The following is a 20955-nucleotide window of genomic DNA, read 5'->3' on the forward strand; positions in this document are numbered from 1 at the left end:
GCAAGGAAAATGAAGAAACTTTTTATTCAGTTCTATCTGCTGCTGTTTGTCTGCTTTCTGGTGATGGCGCTACTGGTGGGTCTGGTTTACAAGTTCACCGCTGAGCGCGCGGGTCGCCAGTCGATGAACGACCTGATGGCCAGCTCGCTCTACCTGATCCGCAGCGAACTGCGCGAGATTCCGCCGCGCGACTGGAATAAAACCATCAAGAGTCTCGATCTCGGCCTGTCGTTTGACCTGCATATTGAGCCGATGAACAAATATCAGCTTGATGAGAGCAATATGCGCCGGTTGCGCGCCGGGGAGATTGTCGCGCTCGACGACCAGTACACCTTTTTGCAGCATATTCCACGCAGCCACTATGTACTGTCGGTCGGGCCGATTCCCTATCTCTTCTACCTGCACCAGATGCGCCTGCTGGATATTGCCCTGCTGGTGTTTATAGGCATGTCGCTGGCGCTGCCGGTGTTTATATGGCTCCGGCCCCACTGGCAGGAGATGCAGCGACTGGAAAAAGCGGCACAGCGTTTTGGCCGTGGTGAGCTGGATGTCCGCACCCATTTCGACAGCACCTCCAGTCTGTTCCGGCTCGGCATCGCGTTTAACCAAATGGCGGAAAACATCAACACGCTGGTCGCCAGCAAGAAGCAGCTGATTGATGGTATTGCACATGAGCTGCGAACACCGCTGGTGCGCCTGCGCTACCGGCTGGAGATGAGCGACAACCTCACGGATGGCGAACGGGTAGCGCTGAATCGCGACATCGGCCAGCTTGAAAGTCTGATTGAGGAACTGCTGACCTATGCACGGCTTGACCGCCCACGCGTCGATCTCAATCTGAAAACGCTGGACCTGGCCAGCTGGCTGAGCGAGCGGCTGGACGATTTTCGCACCATCAACCCGGACATACGGCTCGACCTGGATCTGCCCCAGCAGGAAAACATCGGCGTTTCTGATACGCGCCTGATGGAGCGGGTGCTGGATAACCTGGTGAATAATGCGCTGCGCTATGCGCAGCAGCGGCTACGCGTCAGTTTATGGTTCGACGGCCCGATTGGCTGTCTGCAGGTGGACGATGATGGTCCGGGCATTCCGCCGGAAGAGCGTGAGCGGGTTTTTGAACCCTTTGTCCGGCTTGATCCCAGCCGCGATCGCGCCACAGGCGGCTGCGGGCTAGGCCTGGCGATTGTTCACTCTATTGCCCAGGCGCTGAGTGGCAATGTCACCATTGAGTCCAGCCCGCTGGGCGGCACCAGCGTTCGCTTTTGCTGGCCGGTTGATCTAACCTTGCGGGAAATTCCGCTGCGTTAAAAACCACAAGGAGTCTTACGTGACCTCAGCGTATCAACAACTTACCAAAACCTTCCAGCGCCTTTCACGTTTCAGTCACGTCACAGCCATTGCCGGATGTGACATGCAGACCACCATGCCGCCAGGCGGCAGTCAGGCACGTGGTGAAGCACTGGCCGAAATGAGCGTGTTGCAACACCAGATCCTCACCGCCCCTCAGATCGGCGAATGGCTTAAAGCCGCTGAGCAGCAGTCGCTGAACGATGTCGAGCGGGCCAATCTCAACGAGATGCAGCGCGCATACCAGCAGGCCACTCTGCTGCCCGATGATTTTGTTGAAGCCAAATCGATCGCAGGTTCGGTGTGTGAACATGCGTGGCGCACTCAGCGTCCCGCCAATGACTGGCAGGGCTTTGCCGCCAACCTCAAAGAGGTGGTGCGTCTGAGCCGCGATGAAGCCCAGCGCCGCGCCGACGCCAGTGGCTGTTCCCGTTACGATGCGCTGCTGGACCTCTATGAGCCGGGGATGACCCGCGCCCGGCTGGATACCACCTTTGGCGAATTGAAAACCTGGCTGCCTGACTTATTGCAGCAGGTGGTTGAAAAACAGGCGCAACAGCCGTTCATCACGCCGCAGGGGCCGTTCGCTGTGCCTGCTCAGCGCCAGCTCGGTCTGAGCATCATGGAGACTCTGGGTTTCGACTTTAACCACGGCCGTCTCGACATTAGTGCGCATCCCTTCTGCGGTGGCGTACCGGAAGATGTGCGTATTACTACCCGTTACAACGAGAATGAGTTTCTGAGTGCCATGATGGGCGTGATTCATGAAACCGGTCACGCCCGCTATGAGCAAAATCTGCCGCAGCAGTGGCGCGGTCAACCGGTGGCGCTGGCGCGATCCACGGCTATCCACGAATCACAAAGTTTGTTTATGGAGATGCAGCTTGGTCGCAGCCGCGAATTCCTGCAGCGCATTCTTCCGCAGGTCATCGCCACCTTTGGCGATCAACCTGCCCTGCAGGCGGATAATTTCGTCCGCCTGACCCAGCGGGTTTCGCCTGGCCTGATCCGGGTTGATGCCGATGAGCTGAGCTATCCGGCGCACGTCATTCTGCGTTATGAAATCGAGCAGGCGCTGATTGAAGGCGAAATTGAAGTCGAGGATATCCCGGCGCTGTGGGATGAGAAGATGATGCAGTCGCTGGGCCTGGATACCCGTGGTAATTACCGCGATGGCTGTATGCAGGATATTCACTGGACCGACGGTGCATTTGGCTACTTCCCAACCTATACGCTGGGCGCAATGTACGCCGCACAGCTGTTCCGGTCGGTACAGAAGGCCATTCCTCAGCTCAGTGAGATGATTCAGCACGGTGAGCTGCAGCCGGTATTCGACTGGTTACAACAGAACATCTGGCAGCACGGCAGCCGTTTCTCCACCGACCAGCTGCTGATCAACGCCACCGGCGAAGCCCTGAATCCGGCTTTCTTCCGTCAGCATCTTGAACAACGCTACCTGAATAGCTAAGCTTTCGGGCGGTCATCTGACCGCCCTTTCCCGCCTTTGTACAATCGGTTACACGCCGATACCAAACACCCACGGACACCGTTCATTGATTTCCCTATAGTCTCTTCACCGGCCCCGCAGTGGGCTACACATGAAAAAATAGTCTCCGAGGGATTTGCAATGAAAAAATTATTTGCACTGGTTGTCGCCGCTGCTATGGGTATGTCTTCTGTTGCTTTCGCTGCTGACACCACAGCTGCTCCAACTGCTGCGCCAGCCGCAACAACTACTACTACCGCTGCTGCACCGGCTAAAACCGTTCACAAAACTGCGCACAAGAAACACCATAAAGCAGCTCAGAAAGCCCAGGCTGCTAAGAAACACCACAAAAAAGCAGTGAAAAAAGATGCAGCGCAGAAAGCGCAGGCTGCTAAAAAAGTGCACCACAAAAAAGCGGTAAAACCTGCTGCTCAGAAAGCGCAGGCCGCTAAAAAAGTTCACCATAAAAAAGCAACTAAACCAGCCGCTCAGAAAGCCCAGGCTGCAAAAAAAGTTCACCACAAAAAAGTAACTAAACCTGCTGCTCAGAAAGCACAGGCTGCTAAAAAAGTTCACCACAAAAAAGTAACTAAACCTGCTCAGAAAGCGCAGGCTGCTAAAAAAGTTCACCACAAAAAAGTTGTGAAACCAGCAGCTAAAAACTAAGGTCGCCTTCAGCGCACGGCCACATGATGATTTAAAACACCCGGTTCTGCCGGGTGTTTCTTTACTGGAGTGGATGAAATGACGAGAGTGGATGAAATAGTGCGTCGCTATCGCTTCGAAATTATTCTGCTTGTTATGATCCTGTGTGGCATTGTTGCAGCCAGCTTTTTTATTTAGACGCTGTAGCGTACTGATTAACCAATAAAACTCCCTTTTTCAACGCTCACCGACTATAGTTACCGTACTTCAGTAATAACAATAACGTTAACTTTTCTCGCCATTGAGATTTCTATGCGCCTGGCTACCCTGTTAATGGTTGGACTCTTCAGCTTTGCTACCACTGTTCATGCCGATGATGACGATGACTCACCGACTCCTGCTGAAATTAAAATGCTGTTCTTCGGCAAGGATCATCGCCAGGCAATCACCGATATTACTGCTGCCCCCTGGGATGCCATTGGTCAGCTGGAAACCGAAAGCGGCAACCTCTGTACTGCCACGCTCATCTCTCCGCATCTGGCACTAACGGCCGGACACTGTCTGCTTTCCCCGCCGGGTAATTTCGATAAGCCGGTTGCGCTGCGATTTATGGCCAGCGATAAAGGCTGGCGCTACGAGCTTCATGATATTGATGCGCGGGTTGAACCTTCGCTGGCGTCAAAATTAAAAGCGGATGGTGAAGGCTGGATCGTGCCGAGCAGTGCAGCACCTTATGATTACGGCATCGTGATTTTACGTAATCCGCCGTCAGCGATTACGCCTATTCCGCTGTTTGATGGCTCACGCAGCGATCTCACGGCGGCGCTGAAGCTGACAGGACGTAAAGTGACGCAGGCGGGTTATCCGGCCGATCATCTGGATACGCTCTATTCCCACAGCGATTGTCTCATTACCGGCTGGGCACAGCGCGCCGTGCTATCGCATCAGTGTGACACTCTGCCGGGTGACAGCGGTTCACCGCTGCTGCTCAAAAGCGACAAAGGCTGGCAGTTAATCGCGGTACAAAGCTCAGCACCTGCAGCGAAAGATCGCTACCTGGCTGACAACCGTGCGATTTCAGTCACCTCGTTTAAAGATAAGCTGGAATCCCTCGCGCAGTAACCGCATTGACTCTTCACCCTCGGGTGCGCACCTGCTACGGCGCGCACCCTGGCTTTTAACCCGCTATCTGTTCCATCGTCTGCATAATACGTTTTTCTGAGATGGGATACGGCGTGCCCAGCTGCTGAGCAAAGTAGCTGATACGCAGCTCTTCGATCATCCAGCGGATGCTTTGCACTTCTTCATCATCCTGACGCTGCGGCGGCAACTTGTTGCGCCACGCCTGATATGCCTGTTCCACTGCCTGCACCTTTAACATCCGTGCGCGATCGCTGTGCGGATCGGCAGGCAGTTTTTCCAGCCGCCGCTCAATGCCCTGCAGATAACGCAGCGTATCGGTCAGTCGCTGCCAGCCGTTGCCGGTAACAAAGCCGCGATAGACCAGACCATTTACCTGCGCCTTGATGTCAGATAACGCCAGCGCCATGGTCATATCAACCCGGCCCTTCAGGCGCTTATTGATGTTGAAGACGGCCGTCAGAATCTGCTCAACCTGCTGTGCAATCGTCACTACGGTCTCATTGAGTTCGCCGCGTACTTTGTCACGCAACTGTTCAAACGCGCCTTGATCCCAGGCCGGACCGCCCGCTTCCCCCATTAGTTTGTCGATGCCACAGGCGATACAGTCGTCGATCAGCTCCAGCACTTTGCCATAAGGGTTAAAGTAGAGTCCGAGCTTGGCTTTGTTCGGCAGCTTTTCATGCAAATATTTAACCGGAGACGGCACATTCAGCAGCAACAGGCGGCGCTGACCGCGCCACATCATCTTTTGCTGCTCCTGCTCGCTGTCAAACAGACGAATGGCGACGCTCTCTTTCTCATCGACCAGCGCTGGCCAGGCTTTGACCTGGTAGCTGCCGCGCTTCTGTTCATAGCTGCGCGGCAGATCGCCAAAGCTCCAGATGTGCAGACCGCTCTGTTCCAGCCCGTCATCTGCCACTTTTGACAGCGTTTCCTGCACTTTATCTTTCAGCTGAGCCTTGAGCGCGGTGAGATCTTTGCCTTCCAGCAGTTTACGGTTGTGCTCGTCCACCACACGGAACGTCATTTTGAGATGATCGGGCACCTGTTCCCACTGCCAGTTTTCCCGCTCCAGCGTGACGCCGGTCATGCGGCGAAACTCCCGCGATAGCGCATCGAGCAGCGGCATCTCCATCGCTTTCACCCTTCCTAAAAACGCCTCGGCGTAATTAGGGGCTGGCACCAGGTTGCGGCGCAGCGGCTTGGGCAGCGATTTAATCAACGCGATGATCAGCTCACGGCGTACGCCAGGGATCTGCCATTCAAAGCCGCTGTCCTCAATCTGATTAAGCAGCGGCAGCGGAATATGCACCGTGACGCCATCTGCATCTGCACCTGGCTCGAACTGATAACTCAGCTTGAGTTTGAGGTTGCCCTGATGCCAGAAGTTGGGGTAGTCGAGCTGGCTGACTTTATCCGCGCCCTCTTTGATCAGCATCTGCTTGTCGAAGTTCAGCAGCTCGGCGTTTTCACGGCTCGCCTTCTTCCACCAGCTGTCGAAATGTTTCGCCGAGACGACCTCTTTGCCGATGCGCTGGTCATAAAAAGCAAACAGCGTTTCATCATCCACCAGGATGTCGCGGCGACGGGATTTGTGTTCCAGATCTTCCACTTCACTACGCAGCTTCTGGTTAGCCCGGAAGAAGGCATGGCGGGTCTGCCAGTCGCCCTCCACCAGCGCGTGGCGGATAAACAGCTCACGGCTCAGGGTGGGATCGATACTGCCATAGTTAACCTTGCGGGCGGCCACAATCGGCAGACCATAGAGCGTGACTTTTTCCGCAGCCATCACCGCGCCTTGCGATTTCTCCCAGTGCGGTTCGCTGTAGCTGCGCTTGATCAGGTGCTGGGCCAGCGGCTCAATCCACTCCGGCTCAATACGCCCCGCCGTGCGGCCCCACAGGCGGCTGGTCTCAACCAGTTCCGCCACCATGGTCCATTTCGGCGGTTTTTTAAACAGTCCGGAGCCTGGAAAAATGGAGAAGCGGGTGTTGCGCGCGCCGGTATACTCCTGCTTATCGGTATCTTTCTGGCCGATATGCGACAGCAGACCGCTTAACAGCGCGCAGTGAACAGCTTGCAGTTCAGCCGGTTCGCTATTGACCGGAATCCCCAGTTCACGCACCACCTGCCGCAGCTGGGTATAGATATCCTGCCATTCCCGCACGCGCAGATAGTTAAGGAAGTCAGTTTTGCACTGGCGACGGAAAATATTGCCGGACAGCGCTTTCTGCTGTTCCGCCAGGTAGTTCCAGAGGTTCACGTAAGCGAGGAAGTCGGAGTCTTTGTCGGCAAAGCGCCGATGTTTTTCATCAGACGCCTGCTTTTTATCTGCCGGACGCTCACGCGGGTCCTGAATCGACAGGCCAGCGGTGATGATCATCACTTCACGCACACAGCCAAATTTCTGCGCTTCCAGCACCATCCGCGCCAGGCGAGGATCCACCGGCAGCTGCGCCAGCTGACGCCCGGAGCCGGTGAGTTTGTAGTGACCGTTCTCTTCGTTCAGCGTCAGCGCGCCCAGCTCTTCCAGCAGGCGGACGCCATCCTGAATATTACGCTTATCGGGCGCTTCCACAAACGGGAAGGCGGCGATATCACCGAGTCCCAGCGAGGTCATCTGCAGGATCACCGACGCCAGGTTGGTGCGCAGGATTTCAGGATCGGTAAAGGCCGGACGACTCAGGAAGTCATCTTCTGCGTAAAGGCGAATACAGATACCGTCCGAAACACGGCCGCAACGCCCTTTACGCTGGTTGGCGGAGGCCTGCGATATCGGTTCAATCGGCAGTCGCTGCACTTTGGTACGGAAACTGTAGCGACTAATACGCGCCGTACCCGGATCGATCACATATTTGATGCCAGGCACCGTCAGCGACGTTTCTGCGACGTTGGTCGCCAGCACGATGCGACGGCCACTGTGCGACTGAAACACGCGGTTCTGTTCCGCATTCGACAATCGCGCATAGAGCGGCAGCACTTCGGTGTGCGGCAGGTCGCGTTTGTTCAGCGCATCTGCGGTATCACGGATTTCGCGCTCGCCGCTCATAAAGATCAGGATGTCGCCACGGCTTTCCCGGCCCAGTTCATCCACCGCATCAAAAATCGCCTGCAACTGATCACGATCACCATCATCTGCCTCTTCGACGACAGGACGGTAGCGCACTTCAACCGGATAGGTCCGGCCAGAGACTTCAATCACCGGCGCATTATTGAAATGACGCGAGAAGCGCTGCGGATCGATGGTCGCGGAGGTAATGATGACTTTCAGATCGGGGCGACGCGGCAACAGCTCACGCAGATAACCGAGCAGGAAGTCGATATTCAGGCTGCGTTCGTGCGCTTCATCAATAATGATGGTGTCATATTGCATCAGCAGGCGATCCTGCTGGATCTCTGCCAGCAGAATCCCGTCGGTCATCAGTTTAATCTGCGTCAGATCGCCGACCTGGTCGTTGAACCGCACTTTATAGCCAACACAGCCGCCCAGCGAGATGCTGAGCTCATCGGCAATGCGGTTCGCCACGGTACGCGCAGCCAGACGGCGCGGCTGCGTATGGCCAATCAGGCCGGTAACACCGCGTCCCAGCGCCAGACAGATTTTCGGCAGCTGGGTGGTTTTACCCGAACCGGTTTCACCGGCAACAATCACTACCTGATGGTCGCGAATCGCCTCAGCAATATCCTGCTGCTTCTGGCTGACCGGCAGATTGTCCGGGAAAGTAATCGCTGGCGTCGCCGCGCGGCGCTGGGCCACACGCTGTTCGGCGGCAATAAATTCCTGCTCCAGTTCGCTGGCGATGCCCTGCTGTGCCTCAGGATTTTTGGCTTTTCTGGCACCCTGTAAACGGCGCTGCAGTCGCTGGCGATCGCGCAGCATGACACCGTCGAGCCGTGACCAGAGCGCTGCCAGTGGGGAAGTATCGGGTGATGACATAATTGTGACGTACCTTACTCAGACGGTGTCGCTGCCTGAGGCAGCGCCCTGTAAGCCGGGATAACCAGCTGATTCAATAAAATTAATTGTGCGCATCATAGCACATTTTGAACCGTTCCGGCGGCTGGCCCCGGTTACGCTTATTCAATAAATTCGAACATAGGTCTCGAAATATTGCGCTTTCACCGCGCCATCGATAACCGTAGAGTGTAAGCCATTGAGCGGAAAGTCTTCCGCGTTACAGACAGGAAACCACCATGAGCAAAGTTTTAGTTCTGAAATCAAGCATCCTTGCAGGCTACTCACAATCAAGCCAGCTTGCTGACTTCTACGTTGAACAGGCAAAGGCACAGGGTAAAGAAGTCACCGTACGTGATCTGGCCGCAAATCCGATCCCGGTTCTGGATGGTGAGTTAGTGGGTGCAATGCGCCCTTCCGAAACGCCACTTTCACCACGTCAGCAGGAAGCACTGGAACTGTCCGATGAGTTGATTGCAGAACTTCAGGCTCATGATGAAGTGGTGATTGCCGCGCCAATGTACAACTTCAACATTCCTACGCAGCTGAAAAATTATTTCGACCTGATTGCCCGTGCTGGCGTGACGTTCCGCTACACCGAAGCAGGCCCGGAAGGTCTGGTTAAAGGCAAAACCGCAGTAGTTATCTCCAGCCGTGGCGGCATTCACAAAGATACCCCAACCGACCTGCTGACCCCATACGTTAAGCTGTTCCTGGGCTTCATCGGCATCACTGACGTTGAGTTCGTGTTTGCTGAAGGCATCGCGTACGGTCCGGAAGTGGCCAGCAAAGCGACCGCTGAAGCGAAAGACGCTATCAAACAGATCGTGACTGCATAAGGCTCACTCCTCTCAGGATGATGATGTAAAAAACCGGGCCTCGCGCCCGGTTTTTTTTCGCCGGTTACTGACCGCTATCCGTTTCCTTTCTCAGCCACTGACCATTAATGCCGCGCACATATTCCCCCGCTGCCGCACGGCTGACCAGCTTCTGTCCGGCAATGCTGGCGACATCGGCCGTGGAGAGATTGTTCTGTTCTGCCAGCCGCTGATACTCCAGCTGACGTCCGGCATTAATCCGCTGCACCAGCGCCAGCGTTTCACTGTCCTGCGAACGTGCCGCCAGATAGCCGGAAAGCGTTTCACCTGCCCGGCCCGATTGCCGCGCCTCATCGAGCGTCAGTGCCCAGGCAGGCTGTGCCATCGCCAGTGCGATTAACAGCGCCGCGCTTATGCGTTTCATCGTGGCTCTCCTCAGAACAGGCCGCTCTGGTTTTTCAGTAACGCTTCCACGTCTTTATCGACTTTGATGTGGATCTCATGCTCGATTTTCACGTTCATATTGATGGTGATGGGATCTTTAGGTGCCGTGACTTCAATGCGCGGCACGCAGCCGATGCTCAGCAGTCCGGCTGCCAGAACCAGTAGTGGCCTCAGGCTCATGGTGAAGTGTCCTTGTTCGATGGCAAAGTCGCATGTTGCGCTAACCAGGATTGCAAATTATCGCCAAAGCGCAGGCTGCGCCAGAGCTGAAACAGATTTTCCTGATGACGATAATTAAGATTGACCGTCTGACGACGGTTACTGAACTGGCTGACGCCCTGCACCTGCGCCACCATGGTGAGGTCGCCCAGGTTATCCAGATTGATCGTCGCCCAGCTGCGGGAGACTTCCATATAGCGTAACCAGTCCAGCGCCGCGCCGGTCGCTACGTTATTGCGGGTAATTGCATCCGCCATATCTTTATCCAGCCGAAAAGTCAGCGGACCGCTGTTGGCAATCCACCCTTTCTCCACCAGCCAGCGCGGATTATTGATCCACAGCGGCAGCTCGCCGTTGACCTTACCCGACATGGCAAACTGTTTAGGCTTCAATGCCGTCACCAGCTCGCTGAGGCTGATATTTCGCAGCGACACCCGGGCTGGCTCATGCTGCGGCATACGCAAAGATGGCAGCGTAATTTGCCCGCCCAGCAGATCGAGGCTGACATCCTTTAATGTCAGCGGCGCCTCTTCAGACCACGGCCAGTTACCCTGCAGATCAGCGCGAATATTCTGCATCGCAAACTGGTTCTTCACCTCGGCAATGCGCAGTGAAACCGGGCCATGCTGACCAAACTGCCACTGCTGCTCATGGAATCTGAACGGCAGTGAGAAGTCGATACCGTTCACCTGGCTGTCCGGTGTCCAGACGCTGCCCTGCCTGACCGTCCAGTGGCCTCCGGCCTGGAAGCCCTGTTCACTGGCTGCGGAGAAAGCGACCTGTGCCTGCAAACTGCCGCCCTGAATCTGCATTTTCATATCCGGGCTGAGCAGCGGCTGAAACACGGTCAGCGACTGTTCTGGCCACCAGGCCTGGCCGCGTAACCGTTCGCCGTCCCAGCGGCCGTTCACCCGCAGCGGGCCAACCTTGCCCGCTTTTAATTCGCCTCGCCAGAGGAAATAGCCGGGATCGCGACCTTTCGCCTCGAAGTCCAGCGTGGAATCAGCCAGACGGCCGCCATAGCTGAAGTGGGTCGGCCCCGCCTGCAGTCTGAAATGGCCATTGAAGGAAGGTTGCGCCGCATCACGCTGCCACTTAACGGGTTCAGTCAGTGTCAGGCGAGGTTTTGCGACGTTAACGCTGCCGTAGGCCAGCTGATTAAAACCGGTTGAGAGTGTATCCAGGTGAATCAGCGTATCGTGCCAGCCGCCGGTGCCTTTGACATCCCAGCGCGCCTGCAGCGGCAGTAGCTCGCCACCGCCCCAGTACCGCCAGTTCCATTCACCTTTGTCAGGCCAGAAATCCGCGGCGCGACCATCCAGATGTAGCCTGAAGCGGCCAAAACTGGCATCGTGCGCGTTGAGAATAGCCTGCAGGCGGCCATCAATACCCTGCGAAGAGAGTCGCACGCCCGCCAGCGGCCAGCGCGCCTCGTCCACTTCCAGCGTGGACAGAAGCCGACCCCGCAGGCGCAATAGCGATTTAGGTTGCAAAACTAACTGAGGATCGAGCAGCGAGCCGCTGAGCACGCCCGGAATTGAGCCGTAAAGTTGCAGATCGGCCAGCTTACTTTCGCCGGTCAGCTGAAATGGCAAGTGACTATCGGTCAGACTCAGGTTACCGGGACCGACGCCCAGCACCACATTGCCCTTGCCGCCGCGCCCCTGCGTCAGCAGGTTGACGCGACCGGTGATCTGACTGCTTTCAAGGCCCGACTGCCAGTTATCCAGCGTCAGGTTAATAAACCCTGACAGTGGCTGGGCCGCCAGTGGCCAGAAGTATTCGCCCTTTTCAATCCGAATCTGTTCACGGTTGATCTGCCAGGGCAGTCTGAGAAGCGGCCGGTTCTCTTCCGCCATCGCTATGCGCAGCTCGCCCTGCTGCTGCTGCCAGTTGAGCGTCATCTGCAGCGGATGCGGCAGAGCACTCAGCGCCAGTTGTCCGGCCACCTCACCATTCACCGGCAGATCCGTAGCGAAGGTGGGTAACTCCAGATGACCACTTAGTGTGATGGGTTCAGGAAGGGCAGGATGAGTGAGCGTCAGGCGACTTATCGCGAGCTGCTGACCGGTCAGCGTGGCCGCCAGCTGCAGATTATCGCCCTGATAATTGAGTTGCTGGCGATCTTTTTCCAGCGTCAGATCCAGCGCACCCGCATAGGTCTGCCACGGCGCAACGATCAGTTTGCCCAGATGAATGTCAGCGCCAGGCAGCATGGCCTGCCATTCGGCCAGCGTTTTGGGGGCTGCCGTGCTCTGTTCACCGGCAGGTAATTTTTGCAGGCAGGCGCTGTCCAGCGTCAGCTCTTCGGAATTGAGTTTCCAGCGCGACTGATGCCAGCCCAGTGACACTGCCTTTACGGTTGCCAGCGAGCAGTCACCCGCGAGATAACGAATCTGAGGCAACCACAGCCCACCCTCGCGCCAGCGCGGCGCGCCCGACAGCTCAATGCGGGTCTCATCAGGCAGCCAGATGCCGACCAGCCGTGGCAGCCATTGCGTAACAGTCAGCATCAGGCCGAGCAGCAGCAGAATCAGAGCCAGAATGGCAGCCAGCCGTCGCCGGAAAATCCGTGGCATAAAAGCCATAATCCTTTTCCTTACAGTATCCTGACAACGATGATGGCATGTAATCTGCCAGAGGTGAAGGTCTGCGCCGGGTGCAGGTCAGCTGTTTCAGCAAAGTCTGTCAGAAAACGTTATCCTTAATCTATCACTCTGCAGGAGCATAACGATGAAGATCGCGGTTTACAGCACCAAACATTACGATCAGAAATACCTTGAGCAGGTTAATGAGCAGTTCGGCTTTGAACTGGTGTTTTTTGACTTTTTACTCTCTGAAAGCACGGCCAAAACCGCAGTGGGTTGCGATGCCGTCTGCATCTTTGTAAACGATGACGGCAGCCGTCCGGTACTGGAAGAGCTGGCCGGGCTCGGTGTGAAATACATCGCGCTGCGTTGCGCTGGCTTCAATAATGTCGATCTGGCTGCAGCGAAAGAGCTGGGTCTGGAAGTAGTACGGGTTCCGGCCTACTCACCGGAAGCGGTGGCTGAACATACGATCGGCCTGATGATGACCCTTAACCGCCGTATTCATCGAGCCTATCAGCGTACCCGTGACGCGAACTTTTCGCTCGATGGGCTGACCGGCTTCAATATGCATAACAAAACCGCGGGCGTTATCGGCACCGGTAAAATCGGGATTGCGACGATGCGCATTCTAAAAGGTTTTGGTATGCGGCTGCTTGCGTTTGATCCCTACCCAAGTCAGCAGGCGCTGGAACTGGGCGCGGAGTATGTCGATCTGAAGACGCTGTTTGCTGAATCCCACGTCATTACGCTGCACTGCCCGCTGACGCCGGAGAATCATCATCTGCTCAACGCCGATGCGTTTAAACAGATGCGCGATGGGGTAATGGTAATCAACACCAGTCGTGGTGGTCTTATCGATTCCCAGGCGGCAATTGAAGCGCTGAAACAGCAGAAAATTGGCGCACTCGGCATGGATGTTTATGAGAATGAACGCGGGCTGTTCTTTGAAGATAAGTCGAATGATGTGATTCAGGATGATGTGTTCCGCCGTCTGTCGGCGTGCCATAACGTGTTATTCACCGGCCATCAGGCGTTTTTAACCGCCGAAGCGCTGACCGCCATTTCAGAAACGACACTGAATAATCTCAGACAGATCGACCGGGGTGAAAACTGCCCGAACCGACTCTCTGCCTGACTATTCTCTGCGTAACTATGCGGGCCGGAGCAATCCGGCCTGTCTATCAGCGCGCGCAATTCCCGCCAATCAACGCCTGCTCATCACAGCGACGGCCATTCACTAACTGACACATTCCCACGCGCGAACCATCCAGTTGATGCGAAAATGCCAGCGTTCCACCCGCATTTGAACAGGTGCTTTCTGCCAGGGAAGACATCACCACCCGTGGCTGGATATGGGCGGCGGTGGCTTGTTGCGGTGGCTCGTTATCATCACTGTTACTGCTGCAGGCAGAGAGTAATAATGCGGCACCGGCCAGCAAAAAGGTGGCTGCTTTCATCAATCGAACTCCGGGAATGAGGGTAATAGGCTGGCTCAGCATATGTCAGGCAGCACAAGGGGTCGAGAGGTGAAACAGCTTTTTACAAAATTCTCCGGCGTCATTTGCAAGCAGAATTATCTTGTTTACCTGTTATCGCTGAACTGGCACCCTTTTTCGGCCCCTACTATTCGGAGTAAAGCCATGTTAATGGATATGTTAATTCGCATCGCCCTGGCCGGCATTCTCGGCGGCCTGATTGGCCTGGAGCGTCAGATGCGGGCTAAAGAAGCGGGACTGCGCACCCATATTCTGGTCGGTATCGGCAGTGCCATGTTCATGCTGGTGTCAAAATATGGCTTCGCCGATATGCTCACCAGCGACCATGTGGCCCTGGATCCCAGCCGTATCGCAGCTCAGGTCGTCAGCGGCATGGGCTTCCTGGGGGCGGGCACCATTATGATCCAGAAACAGGTGGTAAAAGGCTTAACCACGGCAGCGGGATTATGGGTGACGGCGGCAATTGGTCTGGTGATCGGCAGTGGCATGTATGAGATCGGTATTTATGGCACGGTGCTGGCGCTGGTGGTGCTGGAAGTATTCCGCCGCCTGAGCCATCTTTTAATCGGCAAACATCATACGCTGCTGGTTTTCCTCAAGCCCAAAAGCGTGCCGCTGGTGCTACTGGTGATGCAGCGCGAAGGTATTCGCTACGGCAACGTGACGGTGATTAATCGTGATGAGGAGAGCGGTCTGTGCGAACTCAGCGTTCAGGTGACGTTGTCCCGCAAGTCCAATGATGCGTACCTCTACGATAAGGTCATGGAGATCAAAGGTGTGCAGTCACTGGAGATGATGTAAATCCCCTTTCAGATACCCTTCTCTTCAGACATAACCATACAGGCACCCGGAACCTGCAGAAGGCGGAGAGTAGTCACCGCCGTCTGCCCCCTATTCAACTTCCTCCTCTATAAAATCAGAATCGCTTGCAGCCTGACCTGAAACATAGAGCCCGCCGGGAATTAATGGCATAATCCGTTATTGTTTATTAGCGTAATCATTTTGTCTGGATACCAATGTCTCATAACTCTGACCATCCTGAAGATGCCCTGTCCACTGCCGCGCCTAAAAACCGGTTAGTAGCAGGCGTGCTGATTGCATGCGCTATCGCCATCATGATGATCCTGGATCATCGGAATTCTGTAAATAATGCGCTGGAGACAGGGCAATGTCTGGTGGAAGAAGGTGCTGAAGATTTCCTGGAAGTGCTCAGGCATTTTTTACATCACGCCTATCGCTGGATTTTTAAAGCCTGTGGCTGACATTATCATTACAGTTAAAAATTCAGTGCATCAGAAAATGGAGTAATCCGTGCCGGTTCAGCAGCAGCAAAACCCCACAATACATAACTGCAACATAGCAGAGTAAAAAGAGTAGCAGCGTCATAATAAATCTGATGCCATACTTTTTTATTTTGTGATTTTTATCCGGATGTCTCATAGCCGTTAAAGTTTGATTCATTTTTTATTCATCTATATAGCCGAACATTAAACGGCTTCACCTGCATGTGTATTAACGAAACGTGCGAAAAAATAACTCGCAGCAGAATAGTTCATCCTGATTTCTTTAATCGTAAACCGTATAGTCCGTCTCTTTACACTTTACTGATTATTATGACTTAAATGACACAATCCCGCATTGAATTGCACTGGTCCTGGCCGGACAAGTGCGCACAGATAAAAATAATTAAAAATTAATGAGTTGCTTAATTTTGCATTAAAAAGGAGGGTAATTATAAACCTGCAGGGTCAACGCATATTCAACAGAGCGCACATTTCATATTGTGTCGTCTGGAAATCAATAGCAGCTCACAAAATAATTTTCATCGGATTTATGAAAAACATTTTATTTTATTCGTATCAAATCAGACACGCATAAACAGCAATTTGTTTATACGGGATTGATTAATCGTGGCGCATGCTGTTTTTATTTACTCATCCAGCAGGAATGATGAAAACGCTGTTAATTCTCTCTGTCATATTTATGGCCGCCGGTTGTGCGGCAAAAAAAGAAAATCTACGGGCTGATGCTTACCAGGCATCACCACCTTCCTGCTCAACGCACAGTGATGAAATTGATTGTCAGTGGAATGATGTCCCCGCCAGCTGACAACGCACTCCTGACCTCTCTCATTATCGCCTCCGGCGGCGATTATCCACCGATTACTTCACTCCAGTACTGGCATTCGCGGCAACAATCCGTACCATACGCTGCATATTCGTGACACCGCAGTGAAGTGTCTGGCTGAACGCGCACGGCAATTTGCCCTTCGGCTACGCTTTCTGGTTTTTGAGATAGGTAAAAATGCAAGATAATCAAACGGTTGACAAGAAAGAACAGTACAACCTCAATAAACTGCAAAAACGTCTGCGTCGTAACGTCGGCGAAGCCATTGCAGATTTTAATATGATTGAAGAAGGCGACCGCATCATGGTCTGCCTGTCGGGCGGTAAAGACAGCTACACCATGCTGGAAATTTTGCGCAGTCTGCAAAAAAGCGCGCCGGTCAACTTCAGCCTGATTGCCGTCAACCTGGACCAGAAACAGCCTGGCTTCCCTGAGCACATCCTGCCGCAATATCTTGAGGCGCAGGGCGTGGAATATCGGATTATCGAAGAAGATACCTACTCTATCGTCAAAGATAAGGTGCCGGAAGGCAAAACCACCTGCTCACTCTGCTCTCGCCTGCGCCGTGGGATTCTCTATCGCGTCGCGACTGAACTGGGTTGTACTAAAATTGCGCTGGGCCACCATCGCGATGACATCCTGCAGACGCTGTTCCTGAACATGTTCTACGGTGGAAAACTGAAAGGCATGCCACCAAAGCTGATGAGCGACGATGGCAAGCAGATCGTGATCCGTCCACTGGCCTACTGCCGCGAGAAAGATATCATTCGCTTTTCAGAAGCGCGTCAGTTCCCGATTATCCCGTGCAACCTCTGTGGTTCTCAGCCAAACCTGCAGCGTCAGGTCGTGGCCGATATGCTGCGTGACTGGGATAAGCGCTATCCTGGCCGTATCGAAACCATGTTCAGCGCGATGCAGAATGTGGTGCCGTCGCACCTGGCAGATATCAGTCTGTTCGATTTTAAAGGCATCAAACATGGTGATGCAGTGGTTGATGGCGGCGATCTGGCTTTTGATCGGGAATCCCTGCCGTTACAGCCTGCAGGCTGGCGGGCCGATGAAGAGGATGCACCGGATCTCAGCGCACGTCTGGATGTACTTCAGATTAAATGAGTGCCTTGCCGGATTAAGGGCGTGCTGCTGGCAGCACGCCCTTTTTTTATATGTTGCGGTGAGGCGGTGGATCCATTATCGGCGGATATTCCGGATCGGTCGGCTGATCAGGCTGGGGTTGCGGATGGGGAATCGGCTCAGGAATCGGGACTGGATCCGTAGGGATCGGCTCGCTGTTTAAAATCGCGCTCATGCCGTACTCCTTTTCTTGCGAATGGACTTTAAGCTTAGGAAAGGATTAGCGTTCCAGCCAGGCGGGCAAAAAAAAAGCCGGCACAAGGGCCGGCATGTTTCGAATTAAATGTGCTATGCAATAATTCTAAATATGGAAGTAAGACAATATGGAGCGCAACGCCCATCGCTTGACGTTGCATTCACCTGCGGGAGAGAGTTTGCGTCAGCAGCAATATTGGGTTCTTGATGTCGATCAGCTTTTGCTTTCTTAATGCGTTATTTAGCCCATCTGGCGGGATTGTCATAATCAAATGAGACTCCCGCCGAGGTCATCTCATCCGCGCTACAGCCAGCGCCGTTTGCGCAGATAACCCGCAACCCCCACCGCCAGCGCCACAAGCAGCAGACAGAAGATAGTAAAGCCATACTCCCATCCGCCGCCCGGAATGCCGCCCAGGTTGACGCCAAACAGGCCGGTCAGGAACGTAGCGGGCAGGAAGATCATTGCCATCAGTGACATGGTATAGGTGCGGCGGTTCATCGATTCCGCCATCGCAGAGGCGACCTCGTCAGCCAGAATTGCGGTGCGCGCCACGCCCGCATCCAGATCATCCAGCCCACGTCCCAGACGATCGGCGATCTCCTGCATCCGGCGGCGTTCGCTGTCATCCATCCAGGCCAGTTTTTCACTGGCGAGCCGGGCATAAACATCCCGCTGCGGTGCCATATAACGCCGCATCACAATCAGCTGTTTGCGCAGCAGGCCGAGTACGCCGCGCGCGGGCATCTGCTGGTCAAGCAGTGCATCTTCCAGCTCGATGATTTTGTCATGTAACTCTTCGATAAATTCGCTGGTGTGATCGGTCAGGGCATCACAGACATCGACCAGCCAGCTGCCGCAGTCAATCGGGCCATTACCGTTTTGCAAATCGGTAAGCACTTCATCGACGGCAGAGACTTTACGCCGCCGGGTCGAGACGATGAGCTTATCGTTGATGAACACGCGCATCACCACCAGCTGGTCGCGACGCGCATCGGTGTTGTGGTTAACGCTGCGCAGCACGATCATAAATCCATCGCCCAACCGGCTGACGCGGGGACGCATGCTGTCCCCCGCTAAGGCGTCACGCACGGCATCGGGGATCTGTGGCGTTGACTGCAGCCATGCGGCGCTCTTGCTGTGGGTATAATTCAGATGCAACCAGCAGGGCTGTTCACACTCGATAACTTCATCTTCAGCAATCGGGATCATCCCACCCTTGCCATCCAGCTGGCAGGAAATGATGGCATCTGAAACCTGTAATGCTTTTCCTTCAATGACGTCCACAACGTTGCCTCACCACTAAAATCAATACGATACAGTCTAACGTGACCGCGTTGAGTTGCAATCTCCGGGCTGTGTAGAAAGATGTCAGCAGGAGGCCGGAAAACCGGCCGCCAGTGGCTTAGTGCTTGCTTATTGATATGCACATTAATTACATGATTAATATACCATTTAATTAACTTTAAACTAATTATACCGTCTATTATACCGACATTAATTTTGAAAACTTCCTGAGTTTAATTTCAATACAATCATTGGTTTAAACGAATGTTTTGCTTGAGTGAATCATACGCTTTCTCGCAGGTCATCGCTATCCGCCCTCTTCTGTCAGCCTCTGCCGCCAGATCTCCCGCTGTTGAGTCAATTTCTCGGTACAACTGGGCGAGCAGATCGCCCGAGTTTCTCCCAGCCTTGCCGCTGGTGGCAGTTCCGGTATCGCTGCCACTTCGCTGCTGTAGTTGGGTGATGGCGTTCTGTATTCCCGACTGCAGCCGGTCAGCAGCACGCTCAGCAGAAATGCGCTGAGCATCAGCTTTACGATTCTCTTCATCAGCTTCTCTCTGAATAGTGTCAAATTCCGCCTGTCGGGTCAGCTCAATACGGCGCTGCTCCTGGGTGAAAGCCAGTTTTGCAGCAGCATCTGCGTTATCGCGCTGATCCCACTTCTCCTGCCATGACCGATCCGCTATCCCGTATCCAACCCGGAGCAGCATCAGCGACCCAACAGCTACAAGCAGTAGCACAACAAGCGGCCGCCAGTAAGCCTTCAGAAAAGCAGCTGCGGCTATCATGCTGCAGACAGACCGCGTTTAATGGCGGTGGCCACATCCATACCTGAATACAGAAAGGCTTCAGCAGCACGGCGACGGGTAAGTCCGCGCATTTTCCGGCCTGCAGCGTTATCCCAGAATTTGAACTGACCGGCAGCTGCATCGAAGTCACGGGCGTTCGTAAGACGCAGCAGGCTGGATGGGTTACCGTTTTTCAGTACCAGCAGGCCATCCTTCACCCCCTTCTTACCTGGTCCCACGTTGAAGCAGAAAGACACCAGAGCATCAAACTGGTTCTGATTTACCGTGGTTGTGAGTGCAGTACTTACCAGAAATTCGAATCGAGCCAGGTCAGTTCTCAGCATCGCTTCCGCCTGAGCCTGATTCCAGACAGTACCTGGGCGAACATCGTTGCCAGTATGGCCATAACCGATAGTCCATGGCGCACCGCCGGTAGCGGGATCAGGATAAGCTTTAGTCTCCATCCCCTCGAATTGCTTAATCATGGCAATGCAGTTATCGGAAATTTTCACGTTTCTTTCCCCGGTGAGCGATGGTGAAGAGCTGCATGACGTTGCCGCGCGTTTTTAGCACGGCACCACACAGCAGAATTTTGATGAGGAGATCGGCGTAGTCAGTGCTGACGTGATAGCCGTAGGCAATTCGGATGGGTACGGAAGCGCAGATTACGATAATGGCGTATGCCAGCCAGCCCCCGGCAGGTTTGTGCGTTGCCGATTCGCGGCGGAACGTCACCAGACGCATAACGATAACGCCACACAGAAGAGCGTTCATCGCTTGAAGCAGGTCATAACTTGTCATCATCGGAGCCCCTCTTGAGAGCTGCCAGAGGATCACCCGATCGCTTGTACAGACGCATCAAGAGTTTTACTGCAACGACAGACATTATCAGGGCTGCACCAGCATAGGCTGACTGAACCTCTACCGATCCGGGCGCCACGTCAGCCCACCGGGAAATGATGGCTATTAGAAGGGCTGCAGCCGGGCGGGATACGATCACTCCCGCGATAAAACTGATTAATGCCAGGATAAGGCGCCTCTTGATCGGGTACTCCTGGGCAGCAGTAACGAAAATTACTGAACCAGAAAAAGCACCAAGCACCACCTCAGGCGGAACACCATAAAAAAAAGCCAGCCATGCTGACCCACTCAGGCCGCTGATTACAGCGGATGTTCCTGTCATTGAAAGCGGATCAGTCATGGAAACCACCTGCATAGCGCATAGCTCACCTCCATCGTAGTTAATGTCGGTACTATACACAAATATGCATATGCGGGT

Annotated in this window: 21 protein-coding genes; 10 read left to right on the top strand and 11 right to left on the bottom strand. The window is 54.4% G+C overall.

Annotated features, from left to right (window positions below):
* Positions 1 to 9: 9 nt before the first annotated feature.
* From rstB to AC2LB6_RS03235, 5 genes are all read left to right on the top strand, one after another.
* The gene (gene rstB / locus AC2LB6_RS03215; RefSeq protein WP_490092425.1) at positions 10 to 1311 is read left to right on the top strand and encodes a two-component system sensor histidine kinase RstB; all 1302 of its coding nucleotides are present in this window, start codon (positions 10 to 12) and stop codon (positions 1309 to 1311) included.
* Positions 1312 to 1330: 19 nt separating this feature from the next.
* Positions 1331 to 2818, top strand: coding sequence for a carboxypeptidase M32 (locus AC2LB6_RS03220; RefSeq protein WP_490092426.1), 1488 nt, complete (start codon positions 1331 to 1333; stop codon positions 2816 to 2818).
* Between the two features lie 159 nt (positions 2819 to 2977).
* Entirely contained in the window at positions 2978 to 3502 is a 525-nt protein-coding gene (gene asr, locus AC2LB6_RS03225) for an acid resistance repetitive basic protein Asr (protein WP_490092427.1), read from the top strand.
* A 78-nt stretch (positions 3503 to 3580) separates the two neighbouring features.
* Complete coding sequence (gene ydgU, locus AC2LB6_RS03230; RefSeq protein ID WP_008925242.1) at positions 3581 to 3679, top strand: small membrane protein YdgU; 99 nt, start codon at positions 3581 to 3583, stop codon at positions 3677 to 3679.
* A 114-nt stretch (positions 3680 to 3793) separates the two neighbouring features.
* Positions 3794 to 4603: a trypsin-like serine peptidase gene (locus AC2LB6_RS03235; protein ID WP_008925243.1), complete on the top strand. Its 810-nt coding sequence runs from the start codon at positions 3794 to 3796 to the stop codon at positions 4601 to 4603.
* Positions 4604 to 4658: 55 nt separating this feature from the next.
* Here AC2LB6_RS03235 and hrpA read toward each other — a convergent pair whose 3' ends face one another.
* On the bottom strand, positions 4659 to 8561 hold the full coding sequence (hrpA, locus tag AC2LB6_RS03240) for an ATP-dependent RNA helicase HrpA (protein WP_490092428.1): 3903 nt from the start codon (positions 8559 to 8561) through the stop codon (positions 4659 to 4661).
* A 257-nt stretch (positions 8562 to 8818) separates the two neighbouring features.
* Between hrpA and AC2LB6_RS03245 the strand changes: the two genes are divergently transcribed.
* Positions 8819 to 9418 (top strand): FMN-dependent NADH-azoreductase, encoded by a 600-nt coding sequence (locus AC2LB6_RS03245; RefSeq protein WP_490092429.1) that lies wholly within the window; start codon positions 8819 to 8821, stop codon positions 9416 to 9418.
* Between the two features lie 64 nt (positions 9419 to 9482).
* Here AC2LB6_RS03245 and AC2LB6_RS03250 read toward each other — a convergent pair whose 3' ends face one another.
* The 3 genes from AC2LB6_RS03250 to AC2LB6_RS03260 are packed head-to-tail and all read right to left on the bottom strand — an operon-like array spanning position 9483 to position 12648.
* Positions 9483 to 9821 carry a YdbL family probable chaperone protein gene (locus AC2LB6_RS03250; protein ID WP_490092430.1) on the bottom strand — a complete coding sequence of 113 codons (339 nt, stop codon included), beginning with the start codon at positions 9819 to 9821 and terminating at the stop codon, positions 9483 to 9485.
* Between the two features lie 11 nt (positions 9822 to 9832).
* Positions 9833 to 10021 (bottom strand): YnbE family lipoprotein, encoded by a 189-nt coding sequence (locus tag AC2LB6_RS03255; protein ID WP_003853757.1) that lies wholly within the window; start codon positions 10019 to 10021, stop codon positions 9833 to 9835.
* Positions 10018 to 12648 (bottom strand): YdbH family protein, encoded by a 2631-nt coding sequence (locus tag AC2LB6_RS03260; RefSeq protein ID WP_490092431.1) that lies wholly within the window; start codon positions 12646 to 12648, stop codon positions 10018 to 10020. Before AC2LB6_RS03260 ends, AC2LB6_RS03255 begins: the two co-directional genes overlap by 4 nt.
* Before the next feature lie 145 nt (positions 12649 to 12793).
* On the opposite strand from AC2LB6_RS03260, the gene AC2LB6_RS03265 reads away from it, so the two are divergent.
* Positions 12794 to 13786 (top strand): 2-hydroxyacid dehydrogenase, encoded by a 993-nt coding sequence (locus tag AC2LB6_RS03265; RefSeq protein WP_490092432.1) that lies wholly within the window; start codon positions 12794 to 12796, stop codon positions 13784 to 13786.
* Positions 13787 to 13832: 46 nt separating this feature from the next.
* On the opposite strand, the gene AC2LB6_RS03270 is transcribed toward AC2LB6_RS03265, so the two are convergent.
* A complete protein-coding gene (locus tag AC2LB6_RS03270; RefSeq protein WP_003853763.1) occupies positions 13833 to 14108 on the bottom strand; it encodes a putative hemolysin in 276 nt (91 codons plus the stop codon).
* Positions 14109 to 14291: 183 nt separating this feature from the next.
* On the opposite strand from AC2LB6_RS03270, the gene AC2LB6_RS03275 reads away from it, so the two are divergent.
* The 3 genes from AC2LB6_RS03275 (at position 14292) to ttcA (ending at position 17387) form a co-directional block, all read left to right on the top strand.
* Entirely contained in the window at positions 14292 to 14948 is a 657-nt protein-coding gene (locus AC2LB6_RS03275) for an MgtC/SapB family protein (RefSeq protein ID WP_490092433.1), read from the top strand.
* A 215-nt stretch (positions 14949 to 15163) separates the two neighbouring features.
* On the top strand, positions 15164 to 15409 hold the full coding sequence (locus tag AC2LB6_RS03280; RefSeq protein WP_490092434.1) for a hypothetical protein: 246 nt from the start codon (positions 15164 to 15166) through the stop codon (positions 15407 to 15409).
* Between the two features lie 1042 nt (positions 15410 to 16451).
* Positions 16452 to 17387, top strand: coding sequence for a tRNA 2-thiocytidine(32) synthetase TtcA (gene ttcA / locus AC2LB6_RS03285; RefSeq protein ID WP_490092435.1), 936 nt, complete (start codon positions 16452 to 16454; stop codon positions 17385 to 17387).
* A 46-nt stretch (positions 17388 to 17433) separates the two neighbouring features.
* Here ttcA and ynaL read toward each other — a convergent pair whose 3' ends face one another.
* The 6 genes from ynaL to AC2LB6_RS03315 form a co-directional block, all read right to left on the bottom strand.
* Positions 17434 to 17580, bottom strand: coding sequence for a proline-rich small protein YnaL (gene ynaL / locus AC2LB6_RS03290; protein ID WP_165439234.1), 147 nt, complete (start codon positions 17578 to 17580; stop codon positions 17434 to 17436).
* A gap of 324 nt (positions 17581 to 17904) precedes the next feature.
* Positions 17905 to 18888 (bottom strand): zinc transporter ZntB, encoded by a 984-nt coding sequence (gene zntB, locus AC2LB6_RS03295; protein ID WP_490092436.1) that lies wholly within the window; start codon positions 18886 to 18888, stop codon positions 17905 to 17907.
* 248 nt (positions 18889 to 19136) lie between these two features.
* Positions 19137 to 19676 (bottom strand): DUF2514 family protein, encoded by a 540-nt coding sequence (locus tag AC2LB6_RS03300; RefSeq protein ID WP_490092437.1) that lies wholly within the window; start codon positions 19674 to 19676, stop codon positions 19137 to 19139.
* Positions 19673 to 20188, bottom strand: a complete 516-nt coding sequence (locus AC2LB6_RS03305) for a lysozyme (protein ID WP_490092438.1) — start codon at positions 20186 to 20188, stop codon at positions 19673 to 19675. Before AC2LB6_RS03305 ends, AC2LB6_RS03300 begins: the two co-directional genes overlap by 4 nt.
* Complete coding sequence (locus AC2LB6_RS03310) at positions 20172 to 20480, bottom strand: phage holin family protein (protein ID WP_419138828.1); 309 nt, start codon at positions 20478 to 20480, stop codon at positions 20172 to 20174. The genes AC2LB6_RS03305 and AC2LB6_RS03310 overlap by 17 nt, the downstream gene beginning before the upstream one ends.
* Positions 20464 to 20877 (bottom strand): putative holin, encoded by a 414-nt coding sequence (locus AC2LB6_RS03315; protein ID WP_490092439.1) that lies wholly within the window; start codon positions 20875 to 20877, stop codon positions 20464 to 20466. The genes AC2LB6_RS03310 and AC2LB6_RS03315 overlap by 17 nt, the downstream gene beginning before the upstream one ends.
* Positions 20878 to 20955 lie beyond the last annotated feature (78 nt).

Source organism: Pantoea sp. RCC30.1, assembly GCF_058148845.1.